General features: G+C 59.4%; 24 protein-coding genes. 6 read left to right on the plus strand and 18 right to left on the minus strand.

Annotation, left to right across the window (positions count from 1 at the left end):
• Positions 1-45 precede the first annotated feature (45 nt).
• Positions 46-1,047 (minus strand): LacI family DNA-binding transcriptional regulator, encoded by a 1,002-nt coding sequence (locus tag NVV77_RS16685; protein WP_295415092.1) that lies wholly within the window; start codon positions 1,045-1,047, stop codon positions 46-48.
• Between the two features lie 223 nt (positions 1,048-1,270).
• Positions 1,271-2,008 carry a hypothetical protein gene (locus tag NVV77_RS16690; RefSeq protein WP_295415093.1) on the minus strand — a complete coding sequence of 246 codons (738 nt, stop codon included), beginning with the start codon at positions 2,006-2,008 and terminating at the stop codon, positions 1,271-1,273.
• Positions 2,009-2,410: 402 nt separating this feature from the next.
• Here NVV77_RS16690 and NVV77_RS16695 point away from each other — a divergent pair, with 402 nt between their 5' ends.
• Entirely contained in the window at positions 2,411-5,281 is a 2,871-nt protein-coding gene (locus tag NVV77_RS16695; RefSeq protein ID WP_295415094.1) for a putative Ig domain-containing protein, read from the plus strand.
• A gap of 569 nt (positions 5,282-5,850) precedes the next feature.
• On the opposite strand, the gene NVV77_RS16700 is transcribed toward NVV77_RS16695, so the two are convergent.
• Complete coding sequence (locus NVV77_RS16700) at positions 5,851-7,998, minus strand: autotransporter domain-containing protein (RefSeq protein WP_295415095.1); 2,148 nt, start codon at positions 7,996-7,998, stop codon at positions 5,851-5,853.
• Positions 7,999-8,487: 489 nt separating this feature from the next.
• Between NVV77_RS16700 and NVV77_RS16705 the strand changes: the two genes are divergently transcribed.
• A complete protein-coding gene (locus NVV77_RS16705; RefSeq protein WP_295415096.1) occupies positions 8,488-8,952 on the plus strand; it encodes a DUF1348 family protein in 465 nt (154 codons plus the stop codon).
• Between the two features lie 2 nt (positions 8,953-8,954).
• A complete protein-coding gene (locus NVV77_RS16710) occupies positions 8,955-9,512 on the plus strand; it encodes a TetR/AcrR family transcriptional regulator (RefSeq protein ID WP_295415097.1) in 558 nt (185 codons plus the stop codon).
• Positions 9,513-9,858: 346 nt separating this feature from the next.
• Here the strand turns inward: NVV77_RS16710 and NVV77_RS16715 are convergent, their stop codons facing one another.
• The 10 genes from NVV77_RS16715 to NVV77_RS16760 all read right to left on the minus strand — a co-directional run bounded on the left by NVV77_RS16715 (position 9,859) and on the right by NVV77_RS16760 (position 18,744).
• On the minus strand, positions 9,859-10,782 hold the full coding sequence (locus tag NVV77_RS16715) for a biopolymer transporter Tol (protein ID WP_295415098.1): 924 nt from the start codon (positions 10,780-10,782) through the stop codon (positions 9,859-9,861).
• A gap of 9 nt (positions 10,783-10,791) precedes the next feature.
• Positions 10,792-12,117 (minus strand): histidinol dehydrogenase, encoded by a 1,326-nt coding sequence (hisD, locus tag NVV77_RS16720; protein WP_295415099.1) that lies wholly within the window; start codon positions 12,115-12,117, stop codon positions 10,792-10,794.
• Positions 12,118-12,145: 28 nt separating this feature from the next.
• A complete protein-coding gene (locus NVV77_RS16725) occupies positions 12,146-12,706 on the minus strand; it encodes a cupin domain-containing protein (protein ID WP_295415100.1) in 561 nt (186 codons plus the stop codon).
• A 17-nt stretch (positions 12,707-12,723) separates the two neighbouring features.
• Positions 12,724-13,179, minus strand: coding sequence for a heme-degrading domain-containing protein (locus NVV77_RS16730; protein ID WP_295415101.1), 456 nt, complete (start codon positions 13,177-13,179; stop codon positions 12,724-12,726).
• Between the two features lies 1 nt (position 13,180).
• The gene (locus tag NVV77_RS16735) at positions 13,181-13,939 is read right to left on the minus strand and encodes a sugar phosphate isomerase/epimerase (protein ID WP_295415102.1); all 759 of its coding nucleotides are present in this window, start codon (positions 13,937-13,939) and stop codon (positions 13,181-13,183) included.
• A 51-nt stretch (positions 13,940-13,990) separates the two neighbouring features.
• Positions 13,991-14,470, minus strand: a complete 480-nt coding sequence (locus NVV77_RS16740; RefSeq protein WP_295415103.1) for a VOC family protein — start codon at positions 14,468-14,470, stop codon at positions 13,991-13,993.
• Positions 14,471-14,559: 89 nt separating this feature from the next.
• The gene (locus tag NVV77_RS16745; RefSeq protein ID WP_295415104.1) at positions 14,560-15,798 is read right to left on the minus strand and encodes an ABC transporter substrate-binding protein; all 1,239 of its coding nucleotides are present in this window, start codon (positions 15,796-15,798) and stop codon (positions 14,560-14,562) included.
• 26 nt (positions 15,799-15,824) lie between these two features.
• Complete coding sequence (locus NVV77_RS16750; protein WP_295415105.1) at positions 15,825-16,922, minus strand: ABC transporter ATP-binding protein; 1,098 nt, start codon at positions 16,920-16,922, stop codon at positions 15,825-15,827.
• A gap of 5 nt (positions 16,923-16,927) precedes the next feature.
• Positions 16,928-17,863 carry a carbohydrate ABC transporter permease gene (locus tag NVV77_RS16755; RefSeq protein ID WP_295415106.1) on the minus strand — a complete coding sequence of 312 codons (936 nt, stop codon included), beginning with the start codon at positions 17,861-17,863 and terminating at the stop codon, positions 16,928-16,930.
• Positions 17,863-18,744: a carbohydrate ABC transporter permease gene (locus NVV77_RS16760; RefSeq protein ID WP_295415107.1), complete on the minus strand. Its 882-nt coding sequence runs from the start codon at positions 18,742-18,744 to the stop codon at positions 17,863-17,865. The genes NVV77_RS16755 and NVV77_RS16760 overlap by 1 nt, the downstream gene beginning before the upstream one ends.
• A gap of 169 nt (positions 18,745-18,913) precedes the next feature.
• On the opposite strand from NVV77_RS16760, the gene NVV77_RS16765 reads away from it, so the two are divergent.
• From NVV77_RS16765 to NVV77_RS16775, 3 genes are all read left to right on the plus strand, one after another.
• Positions 18,914-19,726 carry an aldo/keto reductase gene (locus NVV77_RS16765; RefSeq protein WP_295415108.1) on the plus strand — a complete coding sequence of 271 codons (813 nt, stop codon included), beginning with the start codon at positions 18,914-18,916 and terminating at the stop codon, positions 19,724-19,726.
• Between the two features lie 112 nt (positions 19,727-19,838).
• Positions 19,839-20,279: a VOC family protein gene (locus tag NVV77_RS16770; protein WP_295415109.1), complete on the plus strand. Its 441-nt coding sequence runs from the start codon at positions 19,839-19,841 to the stop codon at positions 20,277-20,279.
• Positions 20,280-20,340: 61 nt separating this feature from the next.
• Positions 20,341-21,330, plus strand: coding sequence for a LacI family DNA-binding transcriptional regulator (locus NVV77_RS16775; RefSeq protein WP_295416179.1), 990 nt, complete (start codon positions 20,341-20,343; stop codon positions 21,328-21,330).
• A gap of 498 nt (positions 21,331-21,828) precedes the next feature.
• On the opposite strand, the gene NVV77_RS16780 is transcribed toward NVV77_RS16775, so the two are convergent.
• The 5 genes from NVV77_RS16780 to NVV77_RS16800 form a co-directional block, all read right to left on the minus strand.
• On the minus strand, positions 21,829-22,128 hold the full coding sequence (locus tag NVV77_RS16780) for a YciI family protein (protein WP_295415110.1): 300 nt from the start codon (positions 22,126-22,128) through the stop codon (positions 21,829-21,831).
• Positions 22,128-23,288, minus strand: coding sequence for a fumarylacetoacetate hydrolase family protein (locus NVV77_RS16785; RefSeq protein ID WP_295415111.1), 1,161 nt, complete (start codon positions 23,286-23,288; stop codon positions 22,128-22,130). Before NVV77_RS16785 ends, NVV77_RS16780 begins: the two co-directional genes overlap by 1 nt.
• A gap of 70 nt (positions 23,289-23,358) precedes the next feature.
• On the minus strand, positions 23,359-24,450 hold the full coding sequence (locus NVV77_RS16790; RefSeq protein WP_295415112.1) for an ABC transporter ATP-binding protein: 1,092 nt from the start codon (positions 24,448-24,450) through the stop codon (positions 23,359-23,361).
• A gap of 39 nt (positions 24,451-24,489) precedes the next feature.
• On the minus strand, positions 24,490-25,269 hold the full coding sequence (locus NVV77_RS16795) for an enoyl-CoA hydratase/isomerase family protein (RefSeq protein ID WP_295415113.1): 780 nt from the start codon (positions 25,267-25,269) through the stop codon (positions 24,490-24,492).
• Complete coding sequence (locus NVV77_RS16800) at positions 25,266-26,462, minus strand: CoA transferase (RefSeq protein ID WP_295415114.1); 1,197 nt, start codon at positions 26,460-26,462, stop codon at positions 25,266-25,268. The genes NVV77_RS16795 and NVV77_RS16800 overlap by 4 nt, the downstream gene beginning before the upstream one ends.
• Between the last annotated feature and the right edge of the window lie 50 nt (positions 26,463-26,512).

The raw sequence follows: 26,512 nt of genomic DNA on the forward strand, positions 1-26,512 counted from the left end.
TTCAGGTGTCTTTTGTTGGTGTCCGTCCTCCTCCGTGCAGTTGCCTCAGGCTGTTTCGTGAATTTCCAGCGTAGCCGGGAGCACGACCTGTCTGGGTGGACCGTCGAAACCGGCAATGCGTTCGTTGAGTAGCTCGATCGCTCCGCTACCCAAATCGCTGGGGCTTACCCCGATCGTGGTGAGGCGGGGACGCAGGTCGGCCAATTCTTCGTATATGTCGTAGGATGCGACCGCGATGTCGCTAGGGATCGAGATGCCGCGGTCTGCAAACCCTGCCAGCGCAGCGCGGGCCATGCGTGAACTGGCAAAGAAGATGGCGCTGGGCAGATCTCTGCCGTGCCGCTCGATCAGCCAGTTGACTGCTTCGTAGCCGGACGGCGGGAGGAAGGACCCCTCGTAGCGCAGGTCATCTGTGATTTCGACGCCGGCATCCTTGAGCGCCCGCTCGAAACCGGCCTGGCGCAGCATGGACATGTTGAAGAAGGATGGCCCGGTGACATGGGCGATGCGCTTGTGGCCCTTGGAGACGAGGTACTCGCCCATACGATAGGCGCTGGCGAAGCCGTCCTGCTCGATACTGTCCACTGCTCGGCTCGGCAGGTTGCCGACGAAGACAGTGGGTATCTTGACCTCGGCCAACTCATGCTGGATGCGATGCAGCGCTGCATCCGCGACAATCAGGCCGTCGACGCCCTTGGTCTTGATCTGCTTGAGATAGGTGTGTCCGTGATCCTCGGAATGTCCGCCGGGCACATCGGTATTATAGATCAGCGTGTCGACCCCGTCGTCGACAAGCGCTGTCTGCATCGCGCGAACCATTTCGGTATAGTAGGGCGCGCAGATATCTGGGATCATGATGGCAATGACGTTGGTGCGTCCAGTACGCAGCGACTGCGCCTGGCGATTGGGCACATAGCCGAGTTTGTCTATCGCTTCCTCGACCTTGGCACGAAGCGCCGGCGAGACCCTGTCGCGATGATTGATGACGTGCGACACCGTGGTAAGGGACACGCCTGCAAGTTTCGCGACTTCTTGTATTTTGACCATAGGCAAGCCATAGCATCTGCAAAACGTTTTGCAAAGCCTTTCGCAAAACGTTTTGCGAGCTAATGTCCACAATTGCACCTTAGACGGTCATGCGCCCCATTCCGGTCGGTAAAGCCACACCATCCATATCCTAAAAGCGGACACCGACGCGCACGGTTGCATAGTCGGACCGATCCTGGCTTTGCGGTTGCGACGCAGAGCGTCGCCATGGGGTACACTAAGCTTACGGATGACAGGATTCGGGATAAGCCATGGCCCTTTGAGCTAGATCGGCATAGTGAGCCATCTCGGCGGCGCACCAATCCTCGAATTCGTCAACAAGCTCTTCAGTCACGCCGAGTTCCTGAGGGCCGCAGGCCAGCAAGGCTCGGGCCTGCCGCATATGACCAAGCACGTTACCCACATGCGATTCCGAAACCTGGAAACGCTCGGCAAGGGCACCGTGGGTCAGAGAAATCCCCTCCTCGCCCGCCGCACGTCGATAGCGGCTGAGGACCAGGGCCACCAGCAGTGGATAACCGCTGTCGTAACCGGCCAGTTGCAGCACCGCTGGGAACTCGGAAATCACGCTGCCGGTCCCCTGCACTCGGGCTGCCGAAAGAAAGATCATCTCGCCCAGGACGCCGGCATCCTGTTCGAACGGCAGCGCGAGAGCGCTTCCCGCGATGAGGTCGTAGGCCTGAACGAACGCGGCGCACGACCGGCCCACTTCACGGATCAGGCTCTCGGCGGGCCGCAGGATTTTCTGCCGTCTGTCGCCCGGGAGTGTTTCGATGCTGATGAGGTTGCGCGCTTGCAGCATCGCGCAGAACGTAGCGGTCTGCCGCGGGCTTTGCCCCGATACGGCCTGCAACCGTGAGAGGTTGGGCACGGCGGCGCCGTGGTTAGACCAGCCGTAATACTGCCCTATCAGCATATAGGCCGAGTAGTAGCGCTCAAGTTGATTAAGCAGCTTGCGCACGGGCCACCCTGCGGGTGCGGGCTCGACCATCTTCTCGCAATATTGTGCCACGCTTTGGCGAAAGCGAGCATCGGCCCTGAGTGCCGACGGCCCCATGACGTTCGCTGTGTCAGGTGGAAGCCTTCTCTTCATCGAAATCATAGGCAAAGTTTGGGGTGGCAGCACTTTAGCTGGCCGGCCAGAACTATCAACCTTGGCGCAAGGCGTACCTTCCAACGAAGCTGGTAGAGTGTTTTCATGATCGCACGATTGGGGAGGGTCGAAGCGGCTTCAGGATATTCCACGGCCCCTTGGCGTCCTCACACGCTGCTATGCCGGGCGAAGGTGATGGGCATAGGCGGAGCTGTTTTCGTCCGTCTGCTTGCCCTGCTTTTCGCTTCTTTTCTCCTAGTCGCGCCGTCCTTGGCCCAGGTTAGCCTGGTGCCGGGAAGCCTTCCCAATCCTACGGTCGGCGCTCCCTATTATCAGTTGTTCAATGCCCTCGGTGGAACTCCGCCCTACACTGTCTGGCTTGCCGGCCCGTTGCCCGCCGGGATCACATTTTCCGGCTCAGCGCTGTCAGGGACGCCCTCCGAAAGCGGCACATTCACCTTCAGCGTGTTTGCTTCCGACTTCGTTGGTGCATCGGATTCGAACAGCTATACCCTGACTGTCGGAGCACCCACGATCTCCCTGTCACCTGGCGGCCTGCCCGCAGGCGCCGTCGGAACAGCATATTCGCAGAGCCTTTTGGCGTTCGGTGGCACCGCACCCTATACTTTCTCTTTGTCTGGCGTCTTGCCCTCCGGCATCACCCTGACGCCGACCGGACTGCTATCGGGCACCCCGCTTGCCGCAGGATCCTACACATTTTCCGTCATCGTCACGGATTCTACCACGGGAAACGGCCCGCATACGGCGTCGATTTCCCGGACATTGGTCATCGCGCCGCCCAGTGTGAGTCTGTCGCCAACATTGCCCGATGCAACCGTAGGCCAGCCCTATTCGCAGATGATTTCAGCGTCCGGCGGCCTGGCGCCCTACACCTTCAGCCTCGATTCCGGCGCACTTCCCGCCGGGCTCCTGCTTGGGCCCGATGGATCGATTTCGGGGACGGCAGAGGAAGATGGCACGTTCAGCTTCACTGTCTCGGCCCGGGATTCGACCTCTGGCACCCCCATCACCGGCTCCCAGGCCTATAGCCTCGACGTCGCGCCTCCCACCATTACGCTTTCTCCCGCAAGCCTGCCGGACGGGCGGGCTGGTGCCCCTTATTCTGCAGCCATTGCCGCAAGCGGGGGAACGGCACCTTACACCTACACCATCACGGGCACGCTCCCCCCAGGCGTCACGTTGTCCTCCTCCGGCCTCCTGTCGGGTACGCCAACCGGGAGCAACCTCTATTCCTTCACCGTCATGGCCACGGATTCCAGCGGCGGAACAGGCCCCCATTCAGGCACGCAGACCTACAATATCGCCACCTACTTGCCGAACTTCACCTTGCTTCCCGACGACCTGGCTGTGGCCACGGCGGGCCAGCCCTATTCGCAGCCGGTGGTCGCCGGCGGCGGCACCGAGCCCTATACCTATTCCATATATGCAGGCGCTCTGCCGGCCGGCCTGACCTTCTCCGGCGGCACCATTTCGGGCACACCCACGGCGATCGGCTCGTTCTTCGTGACCATCATTGCCAGGGATTCAACGACCGGCTCGGGCTCCCCCTTTGGCGTGGCAAAATACTATCCGCTGATTGTTGCCGCCCCCACCATAGCAATGGGCCCCACGACCCTGCCAGCGGCCAATTCAGGATCCTTCTATTCACAGATCCTGACGGCGAGTGGCGGAGCGGCGCCCTATACTTTCGCGCTCTCCGCGGGCAGCCTTCCGCCCGGATTGACCCTTTCCCCCTCCGGAACCCTGTCCGGGATGCCGACGGCCTCCGGAGTCTTCAATTTTTCCATCACGGCTACGGATGGGTCGGTCGGTGTCGGCCCCTTTTCCGCAACGCAGACCCATAGCCTGAGCGTTGGCGCCACCGGACGGCTCGTCGTCGCCGTGCGGTCCAATGTCGATGGCACTTTCGGCTTTAGCTCACCCGAGCCTTCGCTGAACGCGCTCACCGTCGGAACGACAGGCGGCATCGGTCAGAGTGGCGCGATCGACCTGCCCGCCGGCTCCTTCCGGATAGCCGCCGCCGACCTGAGCGGGGCCGGCACGGCGCTGACAGCCATCAAGTGCAACGACAATGACAGCAGCGGAGACATCACCACCCGCTCCGCAAACATTGTGCTTGATGCCAGCGAAAGCCTGACCTGCACCTTCACGTTCCTAAATTCCCGGGAAGAGACTACGGGGCTCATCGAAGACTTCCTCGAAACGCGGGCTTCGCTGATCCTCGCAAATCAGCCGCGCTCAGAGCGTCGCATCGACCGTCTGAATGGCATTGCGCCACGGGGCGATATCGGCTCGGCACTCATGACCTACCTGCCGGCACTTGCCCGTGGAAGCGCACTGCAGTCGTCCATCAGCCTCAGTGCCATCGAGGGTGCGATTGGCCACGAAAATCCCAACCCGCTAGACATCTGGATGGAAGGGACGTTCATGCGCATTGATGCCGCCCGCGACGGCCAGCTCGTGCTGGGCAGCGTTGGAGCTGACTATCTCGTCACGCCCGACCTGCTCGTCGGCGGGTTTGTGCAACTCGATCACGCCATTCAAGGCCAGGCAGGATTGCCCGGATTTGCTTCGGGCACTGGCTGGATGGCGGCTCCCTATGCCACCATGCGGCTACACGAGCATCTTTATCTGGACCTGCTGGCGGGCTTCGGCCGCTCCAGCAACAGCATCAATCCCTTCGGATCGTATGAAGACAGGTTCGGAGCAACGCGCTGGATCCTCAGTGCCGCTCTCCAGGGACAATGGACGGCCGGCCCCTGGACCATCTCCCCGCGCGCCAGCCTTGGCTATTTCACGGAGACCAGCGATGCCTATCTTGACGCGCTGGGTATCGCGATACCTTCCATCGCCACGGGGGTCGGTCAAATCGCGATCGGACCTTCCGTCTCATATCGACTTACAGCAGGCGACATCGCCATCGACCTGGGGCTAGGGCTGGAAGGGGCAGCCGATTTCGGCCCAAATCTCCGGTTCGAAAATGGTCAGGCTCGCCTCAAGGCCAGCATTGATGCCATGGCGCCGAGCGGCGCTAACATCGGCCTTGCCATCGGTCTTAATGGGATCGCCGACGGAACTGTCCTGAGCGTCTCTGGTCGCCTTGCAGTCCCCATGAAGTAAGCTCAGACGGACGACGAAACCTAACTTCAATCGAACTGCAGAAGGTCGCGGGAAATAGGCGCGTATGTGTGCCGCTGGGCTGTACAATGGGCTGTCATAATGCAGACTTATGCACGTGGAAGTCCGATCAAAGTGCTCGTCTCCCTGGCGTTCTGCCTCGCGCCCTCATTCCGGTCCGTTAGTGAGCCCTCGCACGATCCCAAAAGCGGACACAGTCAGTCGTGCAGTTCAGCGACCAGATTGGGGTGGAGAGCAGAACGTCAGCTATCAATAAAAGTTTAGGATAGAGCTGACATCACGGAACCGGTTTAGGATCCGTTTTGCATCGGCAAGCGCATCTTCAGCGCTGAGGCATCGGCCGCTCCACTCCACATCGTGCCACTGGCGCCTTCCGTAAAGGCACCAAAAAGGCGCGCGCCGGCCTTTCACTCACTCCCGCATTGCTCTGTTGGGCTGGTCTGCGAAAGGCTGAAGCAGGAGGGCCAACGCCTCGACCAGCATGCAGGGCACAAGCCAGTCAGGGGTGGACAGGCGTGCCAGCTCTGCCTCAGGCAGCCGCCAAGGCCCCTTCAAAATTTTCCAACAGCCTTTAACGAAACCGATTGGCTGAGGTAATCATTTCGACCGCTGACATCATAGCGGATCGAGGCATCTGCCCCGCCGTTGAGGCTATAGGTGAGGCCCAGACCAGACTTGGCGAGCCATGGACTGTGCTCAATCCCGGCGGCAACGAAGCTCTGTCCGGGTGCGCCGACATATGATGCAGTCAGTGCACCATTATCGTTGATGACCTCATAGGAGACGCCAAGAACTGCATCGAGCTGCACATTGGAAGTGAGGTCATGGACGAAGCGGCCATCCACACCAAGGCTCAGGGCCTCGACGGTGTTGGCTTCCACAGCAAGGCTCAAAGCTCCGGCATCGCGCTCGATATAGCCCTGACTTCCGAGCCGAGTGTAGTCTGTCCGAATTGTTGGAATAAAAACACTGGCCTCATCCAGAACGATAGCTTTGGACAAGCTGCCGCCTACATGCAGGCTCAAACTATCGAAACTGCCCCTGGCGGTTCTATTGAGCCCTCCAAAGCTGAGGCCGCGCTCACTGTCGGTCTTGATCCAGCCGGCGTCGACCTGGAAACCGAGCGTGAAATCATCGAGCTCATGGCTGCCATAGGCGGCAAGGACATTGCTGTTGATCCCCGCGCTGGTTCCCGCGCCACTCAGGTGACTATTGCCGTCGAGCTGGGTGTTGGCAAGAGCGTAGGCAAGGCCGACTTGGGTGCCTCCGAAGTCACCTTCGACACCAGCCGCCAGTCCCCAGGTATTCGCGCCGTAACCCGAGGCGTTTCCAGTGGTGTCGTTCTGCACGGCTCTGGAACCCATGGGGGTGATCCAGACGTGCCGGCTTGTCGCCGTGCCATCGGTGGATATACCGACCTGCGCAGGGGCGATGCGCCCAGCAAAGATCGAGTTGAAACTGTCTAGTACGCCCAGCGTAACGTTGGCGCTGGCATTGAGCGGCAACGTCTGTGCGGCTGCCCGGGCGACGCTGCGCTCGTCCGACAGAAGGCCGAATGCTGTGATGACGTTGGCCATATCGCCGGTCGGCATCCCCTGGATCTGGGTATCAAGGACGCCGGCCGCGCCTAGGGCTGGATACAGTTGATTATTCAGAACCGAGCTGTAGACGGTGGTGCCGACGCTACTGGTACTGACGCCAAGATCGACGCTATTGCTATTGATATAGGCGGTGAAATCAAACAGCGCAGAGTTATCGGTGACGATAAAATTGGTCGCATTCAGCGTGCCAGCAGTGATGACTCCCGTCAGGGAGGCACCATTGGCCAGTGTCGGACTGCCAATGACATCTACTACAAGATTGCTATTGTTGAAGGTGGCCGTACCGCTAACGCTGAGCTTACCATAGTTCGCGCTGCCGGCGACGCCAAGGGCAAGGACCTGGCTGCCGCTCTGGGTGTAGCTGTCCACTGCCAGCGTACCCGCGATTACCGAAGTGTCGCCACTCCAGGAGTTGTTGCCAGCGATGGTGAGCGTGCCTGCTCCCAGTTTGGTCAGACCACCGGTGCCAATGAGGATGCCGGGAGTCTGCATACCGACGTTGTAGCCGTTGGTATCGAAGAAGGCCCCATTCGCTTGGATATCAATGTCCCCAAAACTGAAATTGGGAAAGAACTCGAACTCATTGCTCCGAGCCTGCAGGATGCCGCCATCCCACTGAAGCAACCCTGTGCCAGCGCCCTTCATAAGATAGGGCGTCGAAAACAGCCCACGACCACTGCCGGCACCGCTAAGTGTCAACTGGGCGAAGCTACTGATGCTCCCTGCAAGGTCAGTTCCATCGCGAACGATTATGCTCGCTCCGTCGTCCACCATGACGAAGGCCTGCCCACCGAAGCCGATGGTGAGGAAGCCATTGGTCGTCCACGTCGCACCTGCGCCGGTGACGAAGACCTCGCCGTGGCCGAGGGCATTGAAGCCGATATAGGCATCAGTATTGGTCGCTTCGCCCCCGGCGGAAATATTGAGTTCACCGTTCCCGTTCCCGCCAACGATGAGATATCCCGCAGCATCGAATTGCACGCCTGAAGTCACGTTTCGGACCCCGCCGCCGTCAATGACTTCATTGGCCAGTGCCGCCACTGCCGCTATGGAAAAGCCGGCCGTCAGCAGTGCTTTAGCTACAGAAGTCTGCGACATGCTGGCTTTTCCATGCTTCATCGTTCACTTCCCCAACACTCTCCTAAAGCAGGTGAGTGATTGCATCTTTTTGACTTACGTCCGTAACACCCTCTCTTGCGCGTGTAGTACTCAGGTCAGCACAGATCAGGTCTGAAGCAGTTAAGCACTGTGAATAAACACTTTTCTTAAACTCGGCAATTCCCGATCAGGGCAAAAGCGTGCGCGCTTGTTGAAAATGCGCCGGGTTAATCCGCACCGTTCCGGACATTCCTGCATGGCCACGTCCGTTTTTAGCAAACGGCCAAAGTAGTTGCTTTGACCGCAATCGGTCGGTCTCAGGCAGCCCTTTCGGGGAAGGAAGCTGACTGTCGACTATTAGTCTCCTGTGGCTAAACAGCTGACAACTTTGTGCACCTAGGCTCGGTTAACATTGCGATTGACAGGTCGCTCTGCCCAGAGCATTGTACCGATAGGTACATTCAATACCAATCAGTACAGGAACTCACTATGTCACGCCCCCCTCTACCCCCATTCACCCGAGAAACAGCCATCGAAAAGGTTCGTTTGGCCGAAGATGGCTGGAACACGCGCGATGCCGCAAAAGTGGCTCTGGCCTACACGCCGGACACGCATTGGCGTAACCGCGCCGAGTTTTGCACCACCCGCGAAGAGGCACAGGCCTTTTTGACCCGCAAATGGAACAAGGAGCACGAATACCGCCTCATCAAAGAATTGTGGGCCTTTACTGAAAACCGGATCGCGGTCCGCTATGCCTATGAATATCGTGACGACAGCGGGCGCTGGTATCGCGCTTACGGCAACGAGAACTGGGAATTTGTAGAGGACGGCCTGATGGCAAACCGGCACGCGAGCATCAATGAAATGCCAATATCGGAAAGCGAGCGTCTGTTCCGCTGGCCGTTGGGTCGCCGGCCCGATGACCACCCCGGCCTCACTGATCTGGGTCTCTGAATATGGCTCGACTGGTCGCCGAAAGATCCGACGCTATAGCGCCCCTTGCCGAAGTTTTCCGCGAGTATGGCTATGAGGGCGCCAGTCTGGCGTTGATCAGCAAGGCTACGGGTCTTGGAAAGGGCAGCCTGTACCACTTTTTTCCCAACGGGAAGGAAGAGATGGTGCAGGCCGTCCTCGCCGATATCCACCAATGGTTCGAAAACTCTATCTATTCGCCCCTGCGAGACGGGGACGATGCTGATGAAGCCATTAATTTGATGCTCGAAGAGACCCTAGCCTATTTCAAATCAGGTCGGCGCGTTTGCCTCGTCGGCTCCTTGGCAGTCGGCAATACGCGGGACCGCTTCTCCGAAGCTATTCGGGGGTATTTTGTCAATTGGATAGAGGCTTTGAAAGCAGCGCTTGTTCGACAAGGTAGAGATCCGGCGCTTGCGCATAGTCTCTCCGAAAACGCGGTACTCTCGATACAAGGCGCGATTGTACTGTCTCGGGCGATGGACGATCCCAATATGTTCCAGCGCGCGATTGACCAGCTTCGAAGCAACTTGGCGGCTTAGGGGATGGCGTTCGACAAGCAGGCCATTGCCGCGCTCAGCACGTCTAACTGGTTGCCAGGCATGCCGGCTTTTACGAGATGGGAGCGGAACTACTGACCCACTGGTCCGAGGCTCTGCGGCGTCTGCTTTGAAGAACAGCGTAGAACCCTCGGGGTGGCCGTAGTCGTGAACTGTCGGGCAGCAACGCGCCCCATTTCGGTCATTGGGGTTATTCTCGCCAATGCCCAAAAGCTGCCGGTCTCTTCGATACCCCGGCCACCGCTGTTTGGCGATTTCTTTCTGTCGGCCTTGTGAAGCATCCACCGAATTTACTCGGCCACGACTGAATCTCAGGCCAAGGCCACAATCAGCCTCGAGGATAAGCGACAAAGGCAATTCTTCGACTGTCCGGAGACCAGGAATTGACGTTAATGGTGCCCTGTCCGCCAGAGAAGCGGGCCAGCACACGGTAATCACCACCAGCGGGCGCCATCAGACGCAATTCGACATCCTTGTCCGGCGGATGACCGATCGTTCCTTCGGGATAGCTCAGATAGACCAGACTTTGCCCGTCTGGAGACAAATGCGGGAACCAGTTGACGCGCTCATCGAATGTCAATTGTTCAATCCCGCTGCCATCCACAGCCTTCATTCGGAAAATCTGCGCATGCCCGGGCGTGGAGGCCGCCAGCTCGGAATTGAAATAGAGCCAAACCCCATCAGGGGAATATTCGGGCCCGTCATTGGGCACCTTTACATGGGTGAGACGCTTGTCGGCGCCGCCCGTCGCCGGAATGGTGAAGACATTGATCATTCGCTCACCGGCGGGGCTTTCTACAGCGACATAGGACAAGGTCAGGCCATCGGGCGAAATACCATGCAGATAGTAGTGATGCGGGGTGGCGTGTTGGTTCGAGATCCGGCGGGGCGCTCCGCCTTGCAATGACACCGCATAAAGGTGGCCATTATCCGAACTGACATAGGCAGTGGATCCATCCGGCGAGAGGACATGGTCATTGTTGAGATCGGCCAGGTCGCCGGTGTCGATCATCTCCGGCTCACCGCCACTGACCGGAATACGGAACAGCCTGCCGCCAGCATTGAACACCAGCCACTGCCCGTCCGGCGTCCAATTGGGGGCTTCGATCACCTCATCGGCGGTGAAGATCACCTGCTGATTGCCCTCTAGGTCGATGATGGTCAGCTCTGCCGTCTGGCCTTGACCGAGGCTGCGACCGCGGCGGGAAAATTTGAAGTGCATGCTGGATCCTGTTTGAGAAAGAGCCGTCAATTTCGACCGTTAGTCTGAGCTCTGCACCGGGGCGGCAGCGGTACCATAGGGCACATTGCGACCACCATAGCGGCGCACACGAATATTGGCCTGCTCGGCATGGCCGACAAAGCCCTCCAGCATGGACAGGCGCGACCCGTATTCGCCGATCATGGCCGAGGCAGCATCGGCGGTGACCGTCTGCCAGGTACAGGTTTTCATGAATTTGCCGACCCACAGGCCACCCGTATAGCGGGCCGCCTTCATGGTGGGCAGCGTGTGATTGGTGCCGATCACCTTGTCGCCATAGGCCACATTGGTGCGCGGCCCGAGGAACAGGGCGCCGTAATTGGTCATATTGTCCCGGAACCACATGTCCCGGTCCGTCATCACCTGTACATGCTCGGAGGCAATGCGATCGGCTTCGGCCAGCATTTCCTCGTAGCTGTCGCAAACGATCACTTCGCCATAGTCCGCCCAGGACCTTCGGGCCATTTCAGCGGTGGGCAGGATTTCGAGAATGCGCTCGATCTCCGCCATGGTGTCGTGCGCCAGCTTTTCCGAATTGGTGAGCAGGATGGCGGGGCTGGTGGGCCCATGCTCGGCCTGGCCCAGAAGGTCAGTGGCACACAATTCGCCGTCCACCGTCTTGTCGGCAATGACCAGGGTTTCGGTCGGACCGGCAAACAGGTCGATGCCGACGCGGCCATAGAGCTGGCGCTTGGCTTCGGCGACGAAGGCATTGCCCGGGCCGACAAGCATGTCGACCGGATCGATGCTCTCGGTCCCGATCGCCATGGCGCCGATCGCCTGGATACCGCCGAGCACGTAAATCTCATCCGCACCGGCCATGGCCTGCGCTGCCACGATGGCCGGAGCCGGCTGGCCATTGAATGGCGGCGCACAGGTGATGACGCGCGGGCAACCCGCAACCTTCGCGGTCAAGACAGACATGTGGGCCGAGGCCAGAAGCGGGTACTTGCCGCCCGGGACATAACAGCCCACCGCATTGATCGGGACATGCTTGTGTCCCAGTGTCACGTCCGGCAGCGTCTCCACTTCAAGGTCGAGCATGGTGTCCTTTTGCTTCTGCGCAAAATTGCGCACCTGCTTTTGGGCAAACTCGATGTCGGCGTGGTCCTGATCGGTCAGTTGTGCCTTGCAGGCATCGATCTCGGCCTGGCTAAGGCGAAACTCCTTGCGGTCCCACTTGTCGAACTTGATCGACAGCTCGCGGACCGCATCGTCGCCACGCTTCTCTATATCAGCAAGGATTGCTTCGACAGTCGACCGGACCTGACGATCCGCCTCTGCTCGCTCTTCGACATCCTTACCGCGCTTCAGCCAGGTTGGCATTCACTTGTACCTTTAGACTGCAGTGTCATCAAACCGGATCAAGTCCGTCCCGGAACGCATTGAGCTCGGCGTCGACCGACGAGGGCGCATCGATCCATTCCTGCAATGCTTTGCCGAAGACGGGATCTTTCACGGGAATGGGCAGCATCATGATCCGCTTAGCTGCCGCGCGACGGGTCTCTTCGGTGATGCGATTTTCCTGGATATTGTCCCAGTCGCGACCATCGGGATAGCCACCCACCACCATGACATCGTCCGAGTGCTCGACCATGGCGTGCGAGACGCCGGCGGGCATCAGGACCACGTCGCCCGCAGAAAATTTCAGCCGCTGTCCATCTTTCCCAAACAGATCAAGCACCATCCAGCCGCTCGCTACGCCCAGACATTCATGCGTGGTCGAGTGAAAATGCGGATAGTCGTAGATGCCGGGATAGCGCCAATTGTTGAGCCAGCCATTGGCGCGGAAGCGCTCTCGGACAGCGTCTTCTCCGCCGCCGTCCACGCCATTGCGATAGACCAACAACGGAAATCGGCTATTGGGCAGCATGCCGTTGGGCTTGCTCCAATGCAGTTCAGGGGCGTTAGCCATTCTCTCCTCCGGGTTTTTCACATTAGGCTTCTAACGGCGGCGACAGCCAGCTTGTGGTCGTCGACATCTGGCAGGCCACTGACGGCCACGGTTCCGACCACACCGGCACCGCGCACAATGATGGGAACGCCGCCGCCACTGGCCGCGTAGTCGGCCTCCGGCAAACGAAAGCGTTTGGAAAAGTCCCAGCCATAGTTCTCACACTCGAGCCGCATGGCCAGCGAACTGCGATGGAAGCGCAGGGCCACGGCTCGTTTGCGACGGGTCCAATCGGCATTGTCCGGGGTGGCGCCCGGCATGACCGCCAGGAAGACGGGCGCATCGCCATGGGCGACCTCAATCGCGATCGGCATATCGCGTGCGGCGGCCTCACCGCGAATAAAGGCGCCGATCTGCCAGGCGATCGCATAGTTGAACGAGGGTAGTTGCACCTGCTCCAGCTCTGCCGCCAGCGCCTCCAGGCTCGGTGTCATGTCAGAGGCCCAGTGAATTGAGATATTCGATCGAGCGCCGCGCAAAAGCCTGCCAGTTGCTGGGATTGTCGTGTTCGGTGACGATGTGATCGGCCTTGGTCTGCCTGAACAGCGGCACAAGGCTTGCCCAATCGATGATGCCATCGCCGGTGGCCGTCCAGCCGTCATCCTGCTTGGTGCCAATGGGCGCGGTGTCCTTGGTCTGGATCACCACGATCCGGTCGGCAAACCGCTTGAGTTCGGCCGCCGGATCGGCGCCAGCGCGGACGATCCAGCCACAGTCAATCTCAAACTTTACGCCATCCCCGCCCGCATCGAAGATGTGGTCGATGGGTCGGGTGCCGTCGGCAAGCGGCAAAAACTCGAAATCATGATTGTGCCAGGCCACCTGCAGACCATGCTTTCCAGCGGCCGCGGCGCCGCGCGCCAGTTTCTCGCCAAGACCCCGCCAATAGGCGACGGTCGGCTCGCGTTCCTCAGGGGTGACATAGGGCGGGATGAGATAGGTGGCCCCCAATGTCTGTGCAATCTCGATGAAGCGTTGCGGCTCCGTGACGAGGCCGGCCAGCGGCATGTGAAATCCATAACAGGCCAGGCCCGCATCATCGAGCTGGCGCCGGAACAGCGCCGGGTCGGCTTCATAGACGGGCAGCCAGGGCTCGATGGCGTCATAGCCCATGGCCTTCAGGACGGGCAGCTGGTCTGCCAGCGGCGGGAAGTTGCGCGAGGAATAAAGCTGGTAGGCCTTGCGGTAGGTCATCGTCATCACATCCGGATCGGGGGGCGCCGCTAGCCGCGGCGCCGGGAGTATTCAGGGCTGCGCTTCTTTGTCTTTGTCGAACTCAAGCAGTTCGATCATGACACCCAGGTCCTTGACGGTGTCATAGTAGGCGTAGCGCCCATGGCTGCCGTCGAATTCGCCGCGCTGCAAGAGCTTGTGCCCCTTGGATTCCAGATAGGCATCGCGTTTGGTGAGGTTCCGGGTGCGGAAGGCGATATGGTGGCAACCGGGGCCTTTTTCTTCGAGCAGGTCGCGCCAGGCGCTCTTTTCGGGTCCGGGTTGAAGAAATTCGACGTCGATATTGCCGAACTTGAACATCATGATCCGGCAACCGACATCGGCGGGCTTGCCATTGTAGATGGCCTTGGCCTCGTCGGGGTCGGCGGCCTTGCCCTCTTTTGGCATGGGTTTGCCGGTGAGGTCGGAGAACCACTGGGCCGATTTGACCACATCGTGGGTGACGAAGCAGATCTGCATCACTTCGTCTTCATCAAGCAGGCGCTTGTCCATTGTTTTGTCCATGGGGTTGGCGTGTGCCGGGCGGCCCGGAGCCAGAAGGCCCCGGGTCGCCAGGCGTCGCTGGGAGGAGTTGGGAGAGGTTAGCCCAGGATGATGTCGTAGTTTTCCTGGATCTGGGCGATGGCATCGTCCACGGTCATGGACGGGTCGCTCCAGAAGTTGAACACCACATCCCAGATCGAATTCTGCCAGTCCGCGTCCACAGTGGAGTGAGGATTGGGGACCTGATGGTCGGCATTTTCGAGGATGTGGAGCACTTCAACCGAACAGGCATCGAGGACCTCGGCCGGTGCGTCGAGACGGGTCGGGGTCGAGCCCTTGGCGCTGGCAAAGGCAGCCTGAATCTCTGGATCGGCCACTACGGCGGCGAAGTCGAGCTCGGCAGCATCGACATCAGCGGGCTGGCCGCCCAAAATGCCCCAGCTGTCCACGGTCACCGGAACAGCCTTGGCGCCAGGGATCTGCACGCAACCGAAATCGGTGCCCGCCACCTTGCCGGCAGCGGTCCATTCACCCTTCATCCAGTCGCCATGGATCTGCATCAGGGCCTTGCCGGTGATCACCATATTGGTGGTCACGTTCCACTCGCGATTGACCGAACCCTCATCAGCTTCCTGCTGGAAGCGACGGAGGGTTTCGAGCAAGGTCCGCATTTCCGCGCTGTCGATGACGGCAGGATCGGGCTCGGCGCCGTAAAGTGCATTGTAGAAGGCTGGGCCGCCGGTGGCTGCCGCCAAGGCATGGGTCAGGTAGCCAACCTGCCACTGCTGGCCGCCGATGGCGATCGGGATATAGCCGGCCTCCCGGATCTTCTGGAAATCGGCAAACATGGCATCAATGGAATCCCACGATGCAGGATCAACACCGGCAGCCTTGGCGACCTCCATATTGTAGTAGGCCATGCCGTCGATATGGATGGCAGTCGGGATCTTCATGATCTCGCCGTCGACAGTGATGGAGCTGACTACCGACGTCGGATAGTGCTCAAGAATGCCCTGCTCGGTGAAGAATTCGGTGAGCGGACGGCCCAGGCCTAGTCCAGCCAGGTCGCGATAGACGCCGGGGCTAGATTCCAGGAACACATTGGGCGGAGTGCCACCGGTAACCAGGTTCATCAGATTGACGTTGGAGCCTGTGTCATGCGGAATGGCGATATCGGTCCAGGTGTGGCCCTTGGCTTCGAGACCATCTTTGAGGACGTTGAGCGCGGCCACTTCCGGCCCGGAAGACCAGTTGTGATAGATGATCAGGTCCGTGGCGCTGGCCGCAGAGCTGAGCATGAGGGCGGCGGTAACCCCGCCTAGGATCGACTTCAACATCTTGGTTTCCTCCCTTGTGATGTCGATTAAATCCGCTGCCCGGATTGGGCATCGAAAAGGTTGACCTTGTCGGTCTGGAACTGCACCGGCACGGTGCTGCCGACCTTGAGACCCGCCGCAAGATCAGGCGCTACGCGCAGCGCCAACATTTCGCCTTCAAAGGTCAGATAGAGGGTCGCGTCGGAGCCAGTGCGCTCGGCCGATTGCACGGGCAGGCTGAACCGGCCCTGGCCGGCAGCGGCTGAGTCATCGATGCTGAAATGCTCTGGACGCATCCCCACCACGACATTAGCGCCATTCTTGGGCGGCGACTTGAACGGATAGTCGGCAACGTCCAGGCGGGCGCCGGACTTGAATAGCGCTTCGACCTTGCCGTTCTCGACAGAGAGCGTGGCATTGCGCATGTTCATGGCCGGGGCGCCGATAAACCCGGCGACGAATAGGTTTGCCGGATGTTCGTAGACCTCGTCGGGCGTACCGAATTGCTGGATGACGCCGCCATCCATTACCGCGATCTTGGTGGCCATGGTCATGGCCTCGATCTGGTCGTGGGTCACATAGACGACCGTCGACTTCAACTCGTCATGCAGCTTCTTGATCTCCAGCCGCATTTCGGTGCGCAGCTTGGCATCGAGGTTGCTCAACGGTTCGTCGAACAGGAAAACATCGACCTTCTTGATGATGGCCCGGCCGATGGCGACCCGCTGGCGCTGGCCGCCCGAAAGCTGGGCCGGCTTGCGGTCGAGCAGCGGCTCGATCTGCAACATCCTGGCCACCCAGGCGATGCGGCGCTCGATTTCCTCACTGGGCAGTTTGCTGGCCGCCAGCCCGAATTTGAGGTTCCCGCGCACCGTTTTGGTTGGGTAGAGCGCATAGGACTGGAACACCATGGCCAGCCCGCGATCCTTGGGATCGAGTTCGGTCACATCACGCTCGCCGATCATGATGCGGCCATCGCTGACCTCGAGCAGACCTGCCAGGAGATTGAGCAGCGTGGTCTTGCCGCAACCGGAGGGGCCGAGCAGTACCAGGAAGTCTCCGTCCTCGATGGCAAGGTTCAGATCGTCCAGCACGGTAACCGCGCCATAACGCTTGACGATATGTTCGAAACTAACGGCAGGCATTGGCACTAACCCTTGATGGCGCCGGCGGTCACGCCCTGGACGAAGAGCTTGCCGACGAGGAAATAGACGACGAGGGGTGGGATGGCCGTGAGCAGAGCCGCAGCCATGTTGTGAGCATAGTTGGTCGTGCCCGTGGAGATAGTGATCAGATTGGCGAGGTTGACCGTCATGGGCTGGCCGGTGAGGCCGCCGAAGGTCACGCCGATCAGGTAGTCATTCCAGATCGAGGTGATCTGCAGAATCAGCACGACGATCAAGATATTACCGCTCATGGGCACGATGATCTCGAAGAAGATGCGCCAGAAGGAGCCCGAGTCCATCATCGCGGCCGACATGATCTCGGTGGGGATATCCTTGTAGTAATTGCGGAAGATCAGCGTCAGCACCGGCATGGCGAGCACTGCATGGATCACCGCAACAGCCCAGAGCGTGCCGTAGATCTTGGTCGTCGTCGTCATCACGATCAGCGGATACATGATGATCTGGAACGGCACGAAGGCGCAGATGAACAGCAGGAACAGGAAGGCCCCCGCCCAGCGCACATTCCACAGGGCCAGTGCAAAGCCCGTCACCATGGCCAGCGAAATCGACAGGATCAGCGACGGAAACAGGATGAATATCGAATTCCAGAACCCGACCTTGAGACCATCGCACTTGATGCCGGAACAGGCGTGATTCCAGGCGTGGTCCCAGGCCTCCAAGGTCCAGATCGTGGGCAGGCTGAAAATGGCACCTTCCCGGATCTGGTCCATGGTCTTGAACGAGGTCACCACGACCACATAGAGCGGCACGCAGAAGAACAGCGCACAGATGGAGAGAAACACCAGAATGGCGATGGTGCGCGGCGTAATGCCCTTCTTCTTGCGCACAAAGTAAGGGGCGCGGGTCTGGGACATGACGCCGGAAGCGGCGGCCCGTTCGGAGACGGAAAACTGGCTCATTATACGGTCTCCCGCTTGCGCTGTTGCCAGGCAGTGAGCGCCACCAGCGGAATGAAGATCACGAAGGTGATGGCGAGCATCATGACCGCAGCGGCTGAGGCGTATCCGAGATTGGATTTGGCCGAGAGCGCGTTGATGGTGAAATAGGCCGGCACCCAGGTGCTCTGGCCGGGCCCACCATTGGTCATCGCGACCACTACGTCATAGGCCTTGATGACACCGAGTGAGAGCAGGATGGCGCAGGTGATGAAGGTGAACTTCATCATTGGAATGATGATTTCGAGATAGACCCGCCACATCGGTACGCCATCGAGCTTGGCGGCGCTCCAGATTTCCGAGTTGATCCCTTTGAGGCCTGCCAGCATCAGCGCCATATAGAAGCCGGCACTTTGCCAGACCGAGGCAAGAATGATGGCGTACATGGCCGTGTCGCCCTGGGCCAGCCAATTGAAATCCACATCCCAGCCCAGCCCGCGCAGGAAACTCTGGGCCCCCAGCCCCGGATTGAGGATCCAGCGCCAGGCAGCACCCGTCACGATCAGTGAGACGGCGAGCGGATAGAGAAAAACGGTGCGGAAAAGACTTTCGCCGCGCTTCTCCTTGTCGATCAGCGCCGCCAGAACAAAGCCAAAGACAATGGCCAGAGCACTGCCCAAACCGAGCACGACCAGGTTGCGGAGCGAAATTTCCCAACCGGCATCGCGGAACAGGCGGTCGTATTGACGACCCCATTCGGACCAGTCGATTTCATATTCGGGCAGACGGCGGCTGCGCGTGAGCGAGAGATAGGCGGTCCAGCCAATGGACCCGACAAAGGCCACGGCGGTGACCGCCAAGGCCGGCGTCAGGGCGAGTTGGGGCGCAATGCGACTCCAGCGCATAAGGATCCTCCCTTTGACCCGGCTAACCCTGTGATCGGGTTCTCTTCCAGAGTTGTATTAGCGTTAATCTAGGGGCATACTTGATGGCGCGTCAACTGCCCAGCAGCAAAAATGTAGTGACACTACGCTGTGCCATGCCGGACCAGGGCGTCAATTGGAGGAAAAAGACTTGAAATTACATGACGTTATGCCGCTCCTTGGGTTTGGCACCTATGGTCGTTGGAACGAGGAAGGTGTTGAAGCCATTCTGGCGGCCCTTGAGATTGGCTATCGCCATCTCGATACTGCCCAGACCTATGATACGGAAAGCCAGGTCGGAACTGCCTTGCAGCGCTCAGGTCTGGCGCGCAGTGACGTGTTTCTGACCACCAAGATTTCCACTGAGAATTACGGCGCGGGAAAGCTGATCCCGTCGCTTGAAACCAGTCTCGGGAAACTGGATGTGGAGCAGGTGGATTTGACCTTATTGCACTGGCCATCCCCCAACGGTGCCCAACCGCTCGGCGAATATCTCGAGCCACTCCTCGAGGCACAGGACCGCGGTCTGACCCGGTTTATCGGTGTCTCCAACTTTACCATCGCGCTGCTCGAAGAGGCGCGCTCGATTGCCGGGGAAGGCCGCATCTCCAACAATCAGATTGAGCTCAACCCATTTATACAGAACAAGAAATTGGCGCAATACTGCGTGGAGCACGACATCCTGGTCACCTGTTACCAGCCCATCGCCCATGGGCACCTGGGCGAGGACGCGGTGCTCGTCGAGATGGCCAAACGCTATTCTGTAAGCCCGGAGCAACTGGCCCTCGCCTTCGAATTGGCTAAGGGCTACGCCGCCATTCCGACCTCTGGAAAGGTGGAGCGCATCCGTTCCAATTTTGCCGCGCAGCAGCTGATTCTCGCGCCGGAAGACATTGCGCTCATCGAAACCAGGGACCGCAATCTGCGCGCGATCGCCCCCGATTGGGGCCCGGACTGGGACTGAGGTCACACATTGACACCTCATGGCCAAACTGCAATGAGGCGCTGTATTAACGCTCATACAACGTCAGTGTGGCTGACCTTGTTACAACGACCCAAAGGGTCAGGAGGATTTTATGCTTGGTGTTGTCGGTATTGGACATGTGGCGATCAAGGTCACAGACCTGGACCGGTCATTGGACTTCTATCGCGACCGTCTGGGCTTCCCCGAAATGTTGCGTCTCAAGCACGACAACGGCGAAACTTGGCTGGTCTATCTGCGTATCACCGACGATCAGTATCTGGAAATCTTCCCAGGCGCAGAGAATGATCGTGCGCCCGGCTGGAATGCCAATGGCGTCAACCACACCTGCTTTACTATCGAGGACCTGGACGGCACCTGCGAGCGCATAAAGGCTGCAGGCATCGCCCTCACCTCGGAAATCAAGCCGGGGTTGGATGGCAATCGGCAGGCCTGGATCGAAGATCCCGATGGCAATCGCATTGAACTCATGGAAATGGCCGAGGACTGCCTGCAATTACAGGCCATTCGTCGCTTGCGTGCCGAGCGCGCATAAGCCATTCAGTCGGGAAACGGAGGCGAACGGATTGGGCAGACCGATTGTTCGATTAAAGGACGTGGCGGATAGGACCGGTTTCTCCGTGAACACGGTCAGCCTTGCTCTGCGCGGTAGCCCCCGCATTCCCGAAGACACGGCCATACGCATCCGCGATGCGGCGCGCGACCTCAACTACATGCCCAACCAGGTGGCCAAGTCCCTGGTCAGCCGCGAAACCAAGACTATCGGGCTGGTGTTGACCGACATCACCAACCCTGCCCTGACGCAGGCCGCCCAATCGATCGAACTGGCTTTGGCCGAGCGCGGATATTCGACCCTGTTTGCGACCTCAAACAATGACCTCGAAGAGGAAAAACGCGTCATTGCGATGTTCCAGTCGCGGCAGGTCGACGGCATGCTCATCTATCCGCGCAGTCACCGCGATCTCGCCCATATTCGACAATTGCGCCGCGCCAATTATCCGGTTGTTCTGCTGGTGGCCGATCCCGATGCCGGCGTGGACGCCGTTTCAGTGGACGAGCGGCGCGGCGCGTATAGGGCGGTAAAGCACCTGATAGACATGGGGCATAGCCGCATCGGCATCATTGATAGTTCCAATCCCATGGGAAATCATGAAAAGCGCGATGGTTATGTCCTGGCGCTCACCGAAGCAGGCATCGAACCGGATGGAACCATGTCGGCCGACCCGCAGGGTCACTCCGTCATCCGGGGGTACTGGGCCATGGATAAGTTGATGCGCCTTGCCAATCGCCCGTCGGCAGTCTTCACAGCCAATGATTCCCTGGCCATCGGAGCGTTGCGCTGGACCCAGAAGAACGATCTAAGAGTCCCCGAAGATGTGGCGATCGTTGGCTTCGACAATATTGAATTTGCCGAACATGCCGCCACGCCCCTCACCAGCGTCAATTATGAAATCAAGCTGGTCACCGACTTGGCGGTTGCGCGCCTGATCGAACTGATCGGGACGCAAGGCACGCTCCCTGATCCGAGTGTGACCCTCATCGATCCGGAACTTATTGTTCGCGAAAGCACACATCGGCGACCGTAGGCAATGTGCCAGCAGCTGCTCTGCGCAAACGACTATGCCCCTTAACAGCAGCCTCTGTCTCACGACGCGCAGGACTATGATTGGCTCCTTTCGTCAGCCAAGCGCCCCATTTCAGACATTCAGCAAGCCTTAGCGAAGTCCCGAACCGCCTGTTGGCTTTGCAGCGACTAGCGTCTCCAACGGGGTGGCAAGCAGACAGGCTGCTTCGGGATCGGCTGTTGGGAAAGTAGACAGAGCCGGTCGGCGAACTTGAGGCCGGCGGCGGCTGACTGGCGGCGAAAGAGGTACGCAGTAAAGCCGCTGGACCTGTTCGTTCCATGGTCTCTGTTCCGAATATTAAAAGCCGAATTTTAGATCCAGGGGCACGACAGCCAGTGCAGGTGACAGCTGAGACACTGCTAACCAGCGCCGTCAGATATAAACCTGTCAACACCACGGAAAGCTGAACGAGCCACGCTCTATCTTACAAAGATACCCGGTACTATTTGTGATTGGCACCTAATCCTCAAACGCACCACTGGGCCGGTTCATAAACCAAGACCAGCGGCGGACGGTACATTCGGAAAATACCCCTTCGGTGACATAGGGGTCGCGACGGCCGAAGTCTTCTGCGTCGGCTTGGTTACTGCGGCGCATGACGATCATGCTGCCGATAGGCTCACCCTTCGGGTCGAGAAACGGGCCGGACAGAATTAGGTCGGCTCCCAACCCCTCATAATGGGCGCGGTGCTGGGCTCGAAATTTCAGGCGTTGCGCAAGAAAGTCAGGTTTGTCCAGTCCTGTGACGACAAAAAGCATCAGAGCAATCCTCGTGCCGCAAGGTTTTTCATGAGGGCACTAACCCCGAAGGTCCATGGTGCGCAGTGGTGCGAATGGCGAACGACATTGCGCAGCGCGCCGAGCCCGGTTGCACAGATCGTCACTTCGTCGCCCAGTTTGTGCGTAAAGCCCTGACCCGGTGCTTCGCGGTCTTTGGTCGGTGCAAACAGCGTTCCCAAAAACAGCATAAAGCCATCGGGATATTGATGGTGCTGCCCGCAGGTTTGCGCCACCAGATCCAGCGGGTCGCGACTGATCTTGTTCATGGCGCTGTGCCCATCGAGCACGAATCCGTCTTCGCCTTTGACGGTGAGCTGCAGCTGGGCCTGGCGGACATCCTCGAGACCCCAGCTTTGGTCGAATAGCCGGATAAACGGCCCGATCGCACAGGATGCGTTGTTGTCTTTGGCCTTGCCGAGTAGAAGAGCCGAGCGGCCTTCGATGTCGCGCAGATTGACGTCATTACCCAAGCTGGCGCCCTTCACTTGCCCCTGGCTGTTGACCGCCAAGACAATCTCGGGCTCGGGATTGTTCCAGCTCGAGCTTGAATGAATGCCGATCTCGGCACCCCATCCCACTGCCGAAAGCACCGGTGACTTGGTAAACACTTCAGCATCGGGGCCAATGCCAACCTCCAGATATTGCGACCAGACCCCTTCTGCGATCAGAGCCTGTTTGACCCGCGCCGCTTCTTCAGATCCGGCTTTCAGATTGGCGAGACTGTCTCCGATCAGGCTTCCGATACGCTGGCGAATGGCCGCGGCGCGATCAGCATTGCCGGCGGCCTTCTCCTCGATGACACGCTCGACCATCGATTGCGCGAACGTCACCCCGCATGCCTTTATCGCCTGAAGGTCGCACGGAGCCAGAAAATGCGTCGTGTCGGCGTCGGCACGGCCATCGCTCGCTGCCGCAACAGCCTCCAACTTGCTGATGGCTTCTCCCGTAAAGGTTTTGACATAGTCGAGCGCATCGGGGCGCTGCAGCAACGCCGAAACCGTAGGAGCCGCCACGCTGGTGATGTCGGAAAGCATGCCGTCACGCAGAGTGACGACGGCCGGGCCATGCTTGTCATTGCGCCACACCCGACCGACCAGGGTTCCTGCCATTGCAGATGCGTCAAGGATGGGTGCCGGCATAAGATCCTCTAGTGGTTTACGAAACGGCGAAGGGAGGTCGCAATGGCGACCTTGCCTTGGCGATGCTGCATCACGACCTGAGAGGAGACGGGTTACCACCGAGACGTTTGCCGCTCTTTGAATCGAACAGATGGGCCTTTTCGGCGATCGGCCGGAAGCCGATCGGATCGCCCGGCATCGCCTCGATACGCTCCCGGAAGAGACCAACAATCTGCTGGTCGCCAAGTGTGCCGATTACATGGGCCTCAGAACCTGTTGGCTCGACGACCTGTGCGGTAATCGCAACAGGCGAACTCGGTTCATAGATGAGGTGTTCGGGACGAATGCCATAGACGGCCGGGGTGTCAGACGCGACATCAGCGGCTGGGGGGAGGGGCAACTCCGTGCCATCCTCGAGCTGGAAAGTGTTTTTGCCCTGTGGTCGCGTCACACCGCGCAAGAAATTCATTGACGGCGAGCCGATAAATCCGGCCACGAACATATTGGCAGGATAGTCGTAAAGCTCGAGGGGCCGTCCCACCTGCTCGACAATCCCGTCGTGCATGACCACGATCTTGTCGGCCATGGTCATGGCTTCGATCTGGTCGTGCGTCACATAAACCGTCGTTGTCTTGAGCCTTTGATGCAGGCTCTTGATCTCGGCGCGCATCTGCACGCGCAGCTTGGCATCAAGGTTGGACAGCGGTTCGTCGAACAGAAAAACGCTGGGGTCGCGAACGATGGCGCGGCCCATGGCAACGCGTTGGCGCTGCCCACCTGAAAGCTGGCGCGGAAAGCGATCAAGATAGGCGCTCAGATTGAGTATGCGAGCGGCATTATCGATCTTGGCACGGCGCGTGGCCTTATCCACACCGGAGAGCTTGAGCGAAAAGCCCATATTCTCTTCGACGCTCATATGGGGATAGAGCGCATAGTTCTGGAAGACCATGGCGATATCGCGGTCCTTGGGGTGAAGCTCGTTGATCACCTTGTCCCCCAGCACGATGTCGCCGCCGCTGATCTCCTCGAGCCCGGCGATCATGCGCAGCAATGTCGACTTGCCGCAGCCCGAAGGGCCGACAAGCACGACGAACTGACCGTCCTCGATTTCCACCGACACGCCCTTGATAACCTGGACTGCGCCGTATGATTTTGTGGTGTCGCGAATAGAAAGTGGAGCCATTTGAGCCCTCCCTGCCGCGCTGAGCGGTCATGATGATATTCAGCGACCGGTCCAGGCCGGTTTCTGCTTGGCGGTAAATGCGGCAACGCCCAACTGGAAGTCCTGGCTGCCATAGCAAAGTGCGACCAGATCCTCGGCCTCGTCGAGATCGGCATCAAGCACACGTCGGATGGCTTTCTTGCTTGCCTTCAAGGTCAATGGTGCGTTTTCGAGGAGCCGCGCAATAAGCTTTGCGGTTGCCTCGTTAAGATCCTGCGGTTCGACCAGCCGCGAGAGAAAGCCGCATGACAGGGCCTCTTCGCCATCAAGCAACTCGCCCAACATGAGCATGCGCCGTGCGCGGCCTTCGCCGAACGCGGCAACAAGCCGGGCATAATTATGGATCGATAAGGTGTTGCCGATGGTCCGCGCGATTGGCACACCCAGGCGCGCGCCCTTCTCAGCGATCCGGATATCGCAACAGGCCGCAATGTTGAGGCCGCCGCCCACCGCAAAGCCTTCGATCACCGCAATCGTTGGCACTGGAATGTCGAGCAGCAAGGAGAGATAATGCTCCATCTTGCGCTCATAAGCGATCCCGTCGCTCCCATCGCTGAATTGGGCGAACTGGCTGATATCTGAGCCAGCAATGAAAGCCTGTCCGCCAGCGCCCTTCAGGACAACCGCTCGCATATCGCCGTCGGCAGCGACCGTCCTGCAGATTTCCCCGAACTCCTCGTACATTTGCCAGGTCATGGCGTTGCGTGCATCGGGCCGATTGAAAGTTATGTAGCCGACCCGATCCTGTTTGGTGAAGACGACCTGTCCCTGGTTCATCATGCAAAGGCTCCACGCGCCACAAGGCTTTCGTCACCATCGTCGAAGCCAAGCTCTGAAAGGATTTCGGCCGTGTGTTGCGCCAGCAAAGGCGCCGACCGCCGCACACTTTGCGGTGTGCCGGACAATTTGACCGGGAAGCCGAGTGACTTGATCACGCCCTCTATCGGGTGCTCGACATCCATTACCATTTCGCGGGCATGGGTATGCTCGCTCGCCAGCACCTGCCCATAATCATAAATGGGACCAGCGGGGACGCCTGCGCCGAGGAAGGCCTCCACCCAATGGTCGACAGATTGCTTAGCGAATTCTGTTTCCAGCAGTTCGGCGAGCGCCACCCGATTTTGCAGCCGCTCCTTGTTCTCGATAAAGCGAGGGTCATTCAGAAGCTGCGGAAGCCCCACGACGTGTACAAAGGCAGTCCAGAGCTTTTGATTGGCTGCGCCGACAACGAAGTGTCCATCGGCAGCTTTGAACGCCTGGTAGGGCGCGCTCATTCGATTGGCTGTGCCCAGCGGTTCTGGTGACTTGCCGGTGGCCCAGTATTCGGTGGTTTCCCATATGCCCAACGCCAGTGCCGCCTCGAACAGGGACGCGTCAACATATTGACCCTGGCCGGTCTTCTCCCGACCGATCACGGCGCTCAGAATGCCATAAAGCGAAAAAAGACCCGCGCCGAGATCGCCCACAGAAATGCCGGATTTCACCGGCTCGGCGCCGGGAATGCCCATGGCACTGATGATGCCCGACATAGCCTGGGCGATAAGGTCAAAGCCCGGACGTCCCGACCACGGACCAGTCTGCCCAAACCCGGAAATGGACGCATAGATCAGTCGTGGATTGCGAGCGCTAAGCGTTGGGTAGTCGATGCCTAGTTTTTTGGCGACGCCGGGGCGGCCGTTCTCGACCACGATGTCGGCGGTATCCACGAGGCGATAAAACACCTCGCGGCCCGCTTCGCTTTTCAGATTGAGAGCGATGGAGCGCTTGTTGCGGTTGAGCGCCAGAAAGCCGGGGCTGTCCGCGCCCTTCATGCGAAAGCCCATCGACTTTCGCGTCTGGTCTCCGCCATTGGGCGGTTCGACCTTGATGACGTCGGCACCCATGTCGCCGAGGAGCATGCAGCAGAAGGGGCCGGCCATGACCTGGCTCAGATCGAGGACACGGAGGTGCGATAACGGCTGTACTGCCGACAACGGGTCAGAACCGGGTTGGTCATTGGCACTTGGCAAAGTTGCACCTCTTT

The organism is Devosia sp. (assembly GCF_024707125.1).
Classification (GTDB): domain Bacteria; phylum Pseudomonadota; class Alphaproteobacteria; order Rhizobiales; family Devosiaceae; genus Devosia.

Bases quoted from the DNA above. Each gene is read 5' to 3' on its own strand.
- NVV77_RS16730 (WP_295415101.1), bottom strand. From the start codon at position 13,179: ATGACACCGAGCCTGGAGGCGCTGGCGGCAGAGCTGGAGCAGGTGCAA.
- NVV77_RS16785 (WP_295415111.1), bottom strand. From the start codon at position 23,288: ATGCCGGCACCCATCCTTGACGCATCTGCAATGGCAGGAACCCTGGTC.
- NVV77_RS16710 (WP_295415097.1), top strand. From the start codon at position 8,955: ATGGCTCGACTGGTCGCCGAAAGATCCGACGCTATAGCGCCCCTTGCC.
- NVV77_RS16760 (WP_295415107.1), bottom strand. From the start codon at position 18,744: ATGCGCTGGAGTCGCATTGCGCCCCAACTCGCCCTGACGCCGGCCTTG.
- NVV77_RS16755 (WP_295415106.1), bottom strand. From the start codon at position 17,863: ATGAGCCAGTTTTCCGTCTCCGAACGGGCCGCCGCTTCCGGCGTCATG.
- NVV77_RS16700 (WP_295415095.1), bottom strand. From the start codon at position 7,998: ATGTCGCAGACTTCTGTAGCTAAAGCACTGCTGACGGCCGGCTTTTCC.
- NVV77_RS16685 (WP_295415092.1), bottom strand. From the start codon at position 1,047: ATGGTCAAAATACAAGAAGTCGCGAAACTTGCAGGCGTGTCCCTTACC.
- NVV77_RS16735 (WP_295415102.1), bottom strand. From the start codon at position 13,939: ATGACCTACCGCAAGGCCTACCAGCTTTATTCCTCGCGCAACTTCCCG.
- NVV77_RS16770 (WP_295415109.1), top strand. From the start codon at position 19,839: ATGCTTGGTGTTGTCGGTATTGGACATGTGGCGATCAAGGTCACAGAC.
- NVV77_RS16745 (WP_295415104.1), bottom strand. From the start codon at position 15,798: ATGTTGAAGTCGATCCTAGGCGGGGTTACCGCCGCCCTCATGCTCAGC.
- NVV77_RS16750 (WP_295415105.1), bottom strand. From the start codon at position 16,922: ATGCCTGCCGTTAGTTTCGAACATATCGTCAAGCGTTATGGCGCGGTT.
- NVV77_RS16705 (WP_295415096.1), top strand. From the start codon at position 8,488: ATGTCACGCCCCCCTCTACCCCCATTCACCCGAGAAACAGCCATCGAA.
- NVV77_RS16795 (WP_295415113.1), bottom strand. From the start codon at position 25,269: ATGATGAACCAGGGACAGGTCGTCTTCACCAAACAGGATCGGGTCGGC.
- NVV77_RS16725 (WP_295415100.1), bottom strand. From the start codon at position 12,706: ATGGCTAACGCCCCTGAACTGCATTGGAGCAAGCCCAACGGCATGCTG.
- NVV77_RS16780 (WP_295415110.1), bottom strand. From the start codon at position 22,128: ATGCTTTTTGTCGTCACAGGACTGGACAAACCTGACTTTCTTGCGCAA.
- NVV77_RS16790 (WP_295415112.1), bottom strand. From the start codon at position 24,450: ATGGCTCCACTTTCTATTCGCGACACCACAAAATCATACGGCGCAGTC.
- NVV77_RS16740 (WP_295415103.1), bottom strand. From the start codon at position 14,470: ATGGACAAGCGCCTGCTTGATGAAGACGAAGTGATGCAGATCTGCTTC.
- hisD (WP_295415099.1), bottom strand. From the start codon at position 12,117: ATGCCAACCTGGCTGAAGCGCGGTAAGGATGTCGAAGAGCGAGCAGAG.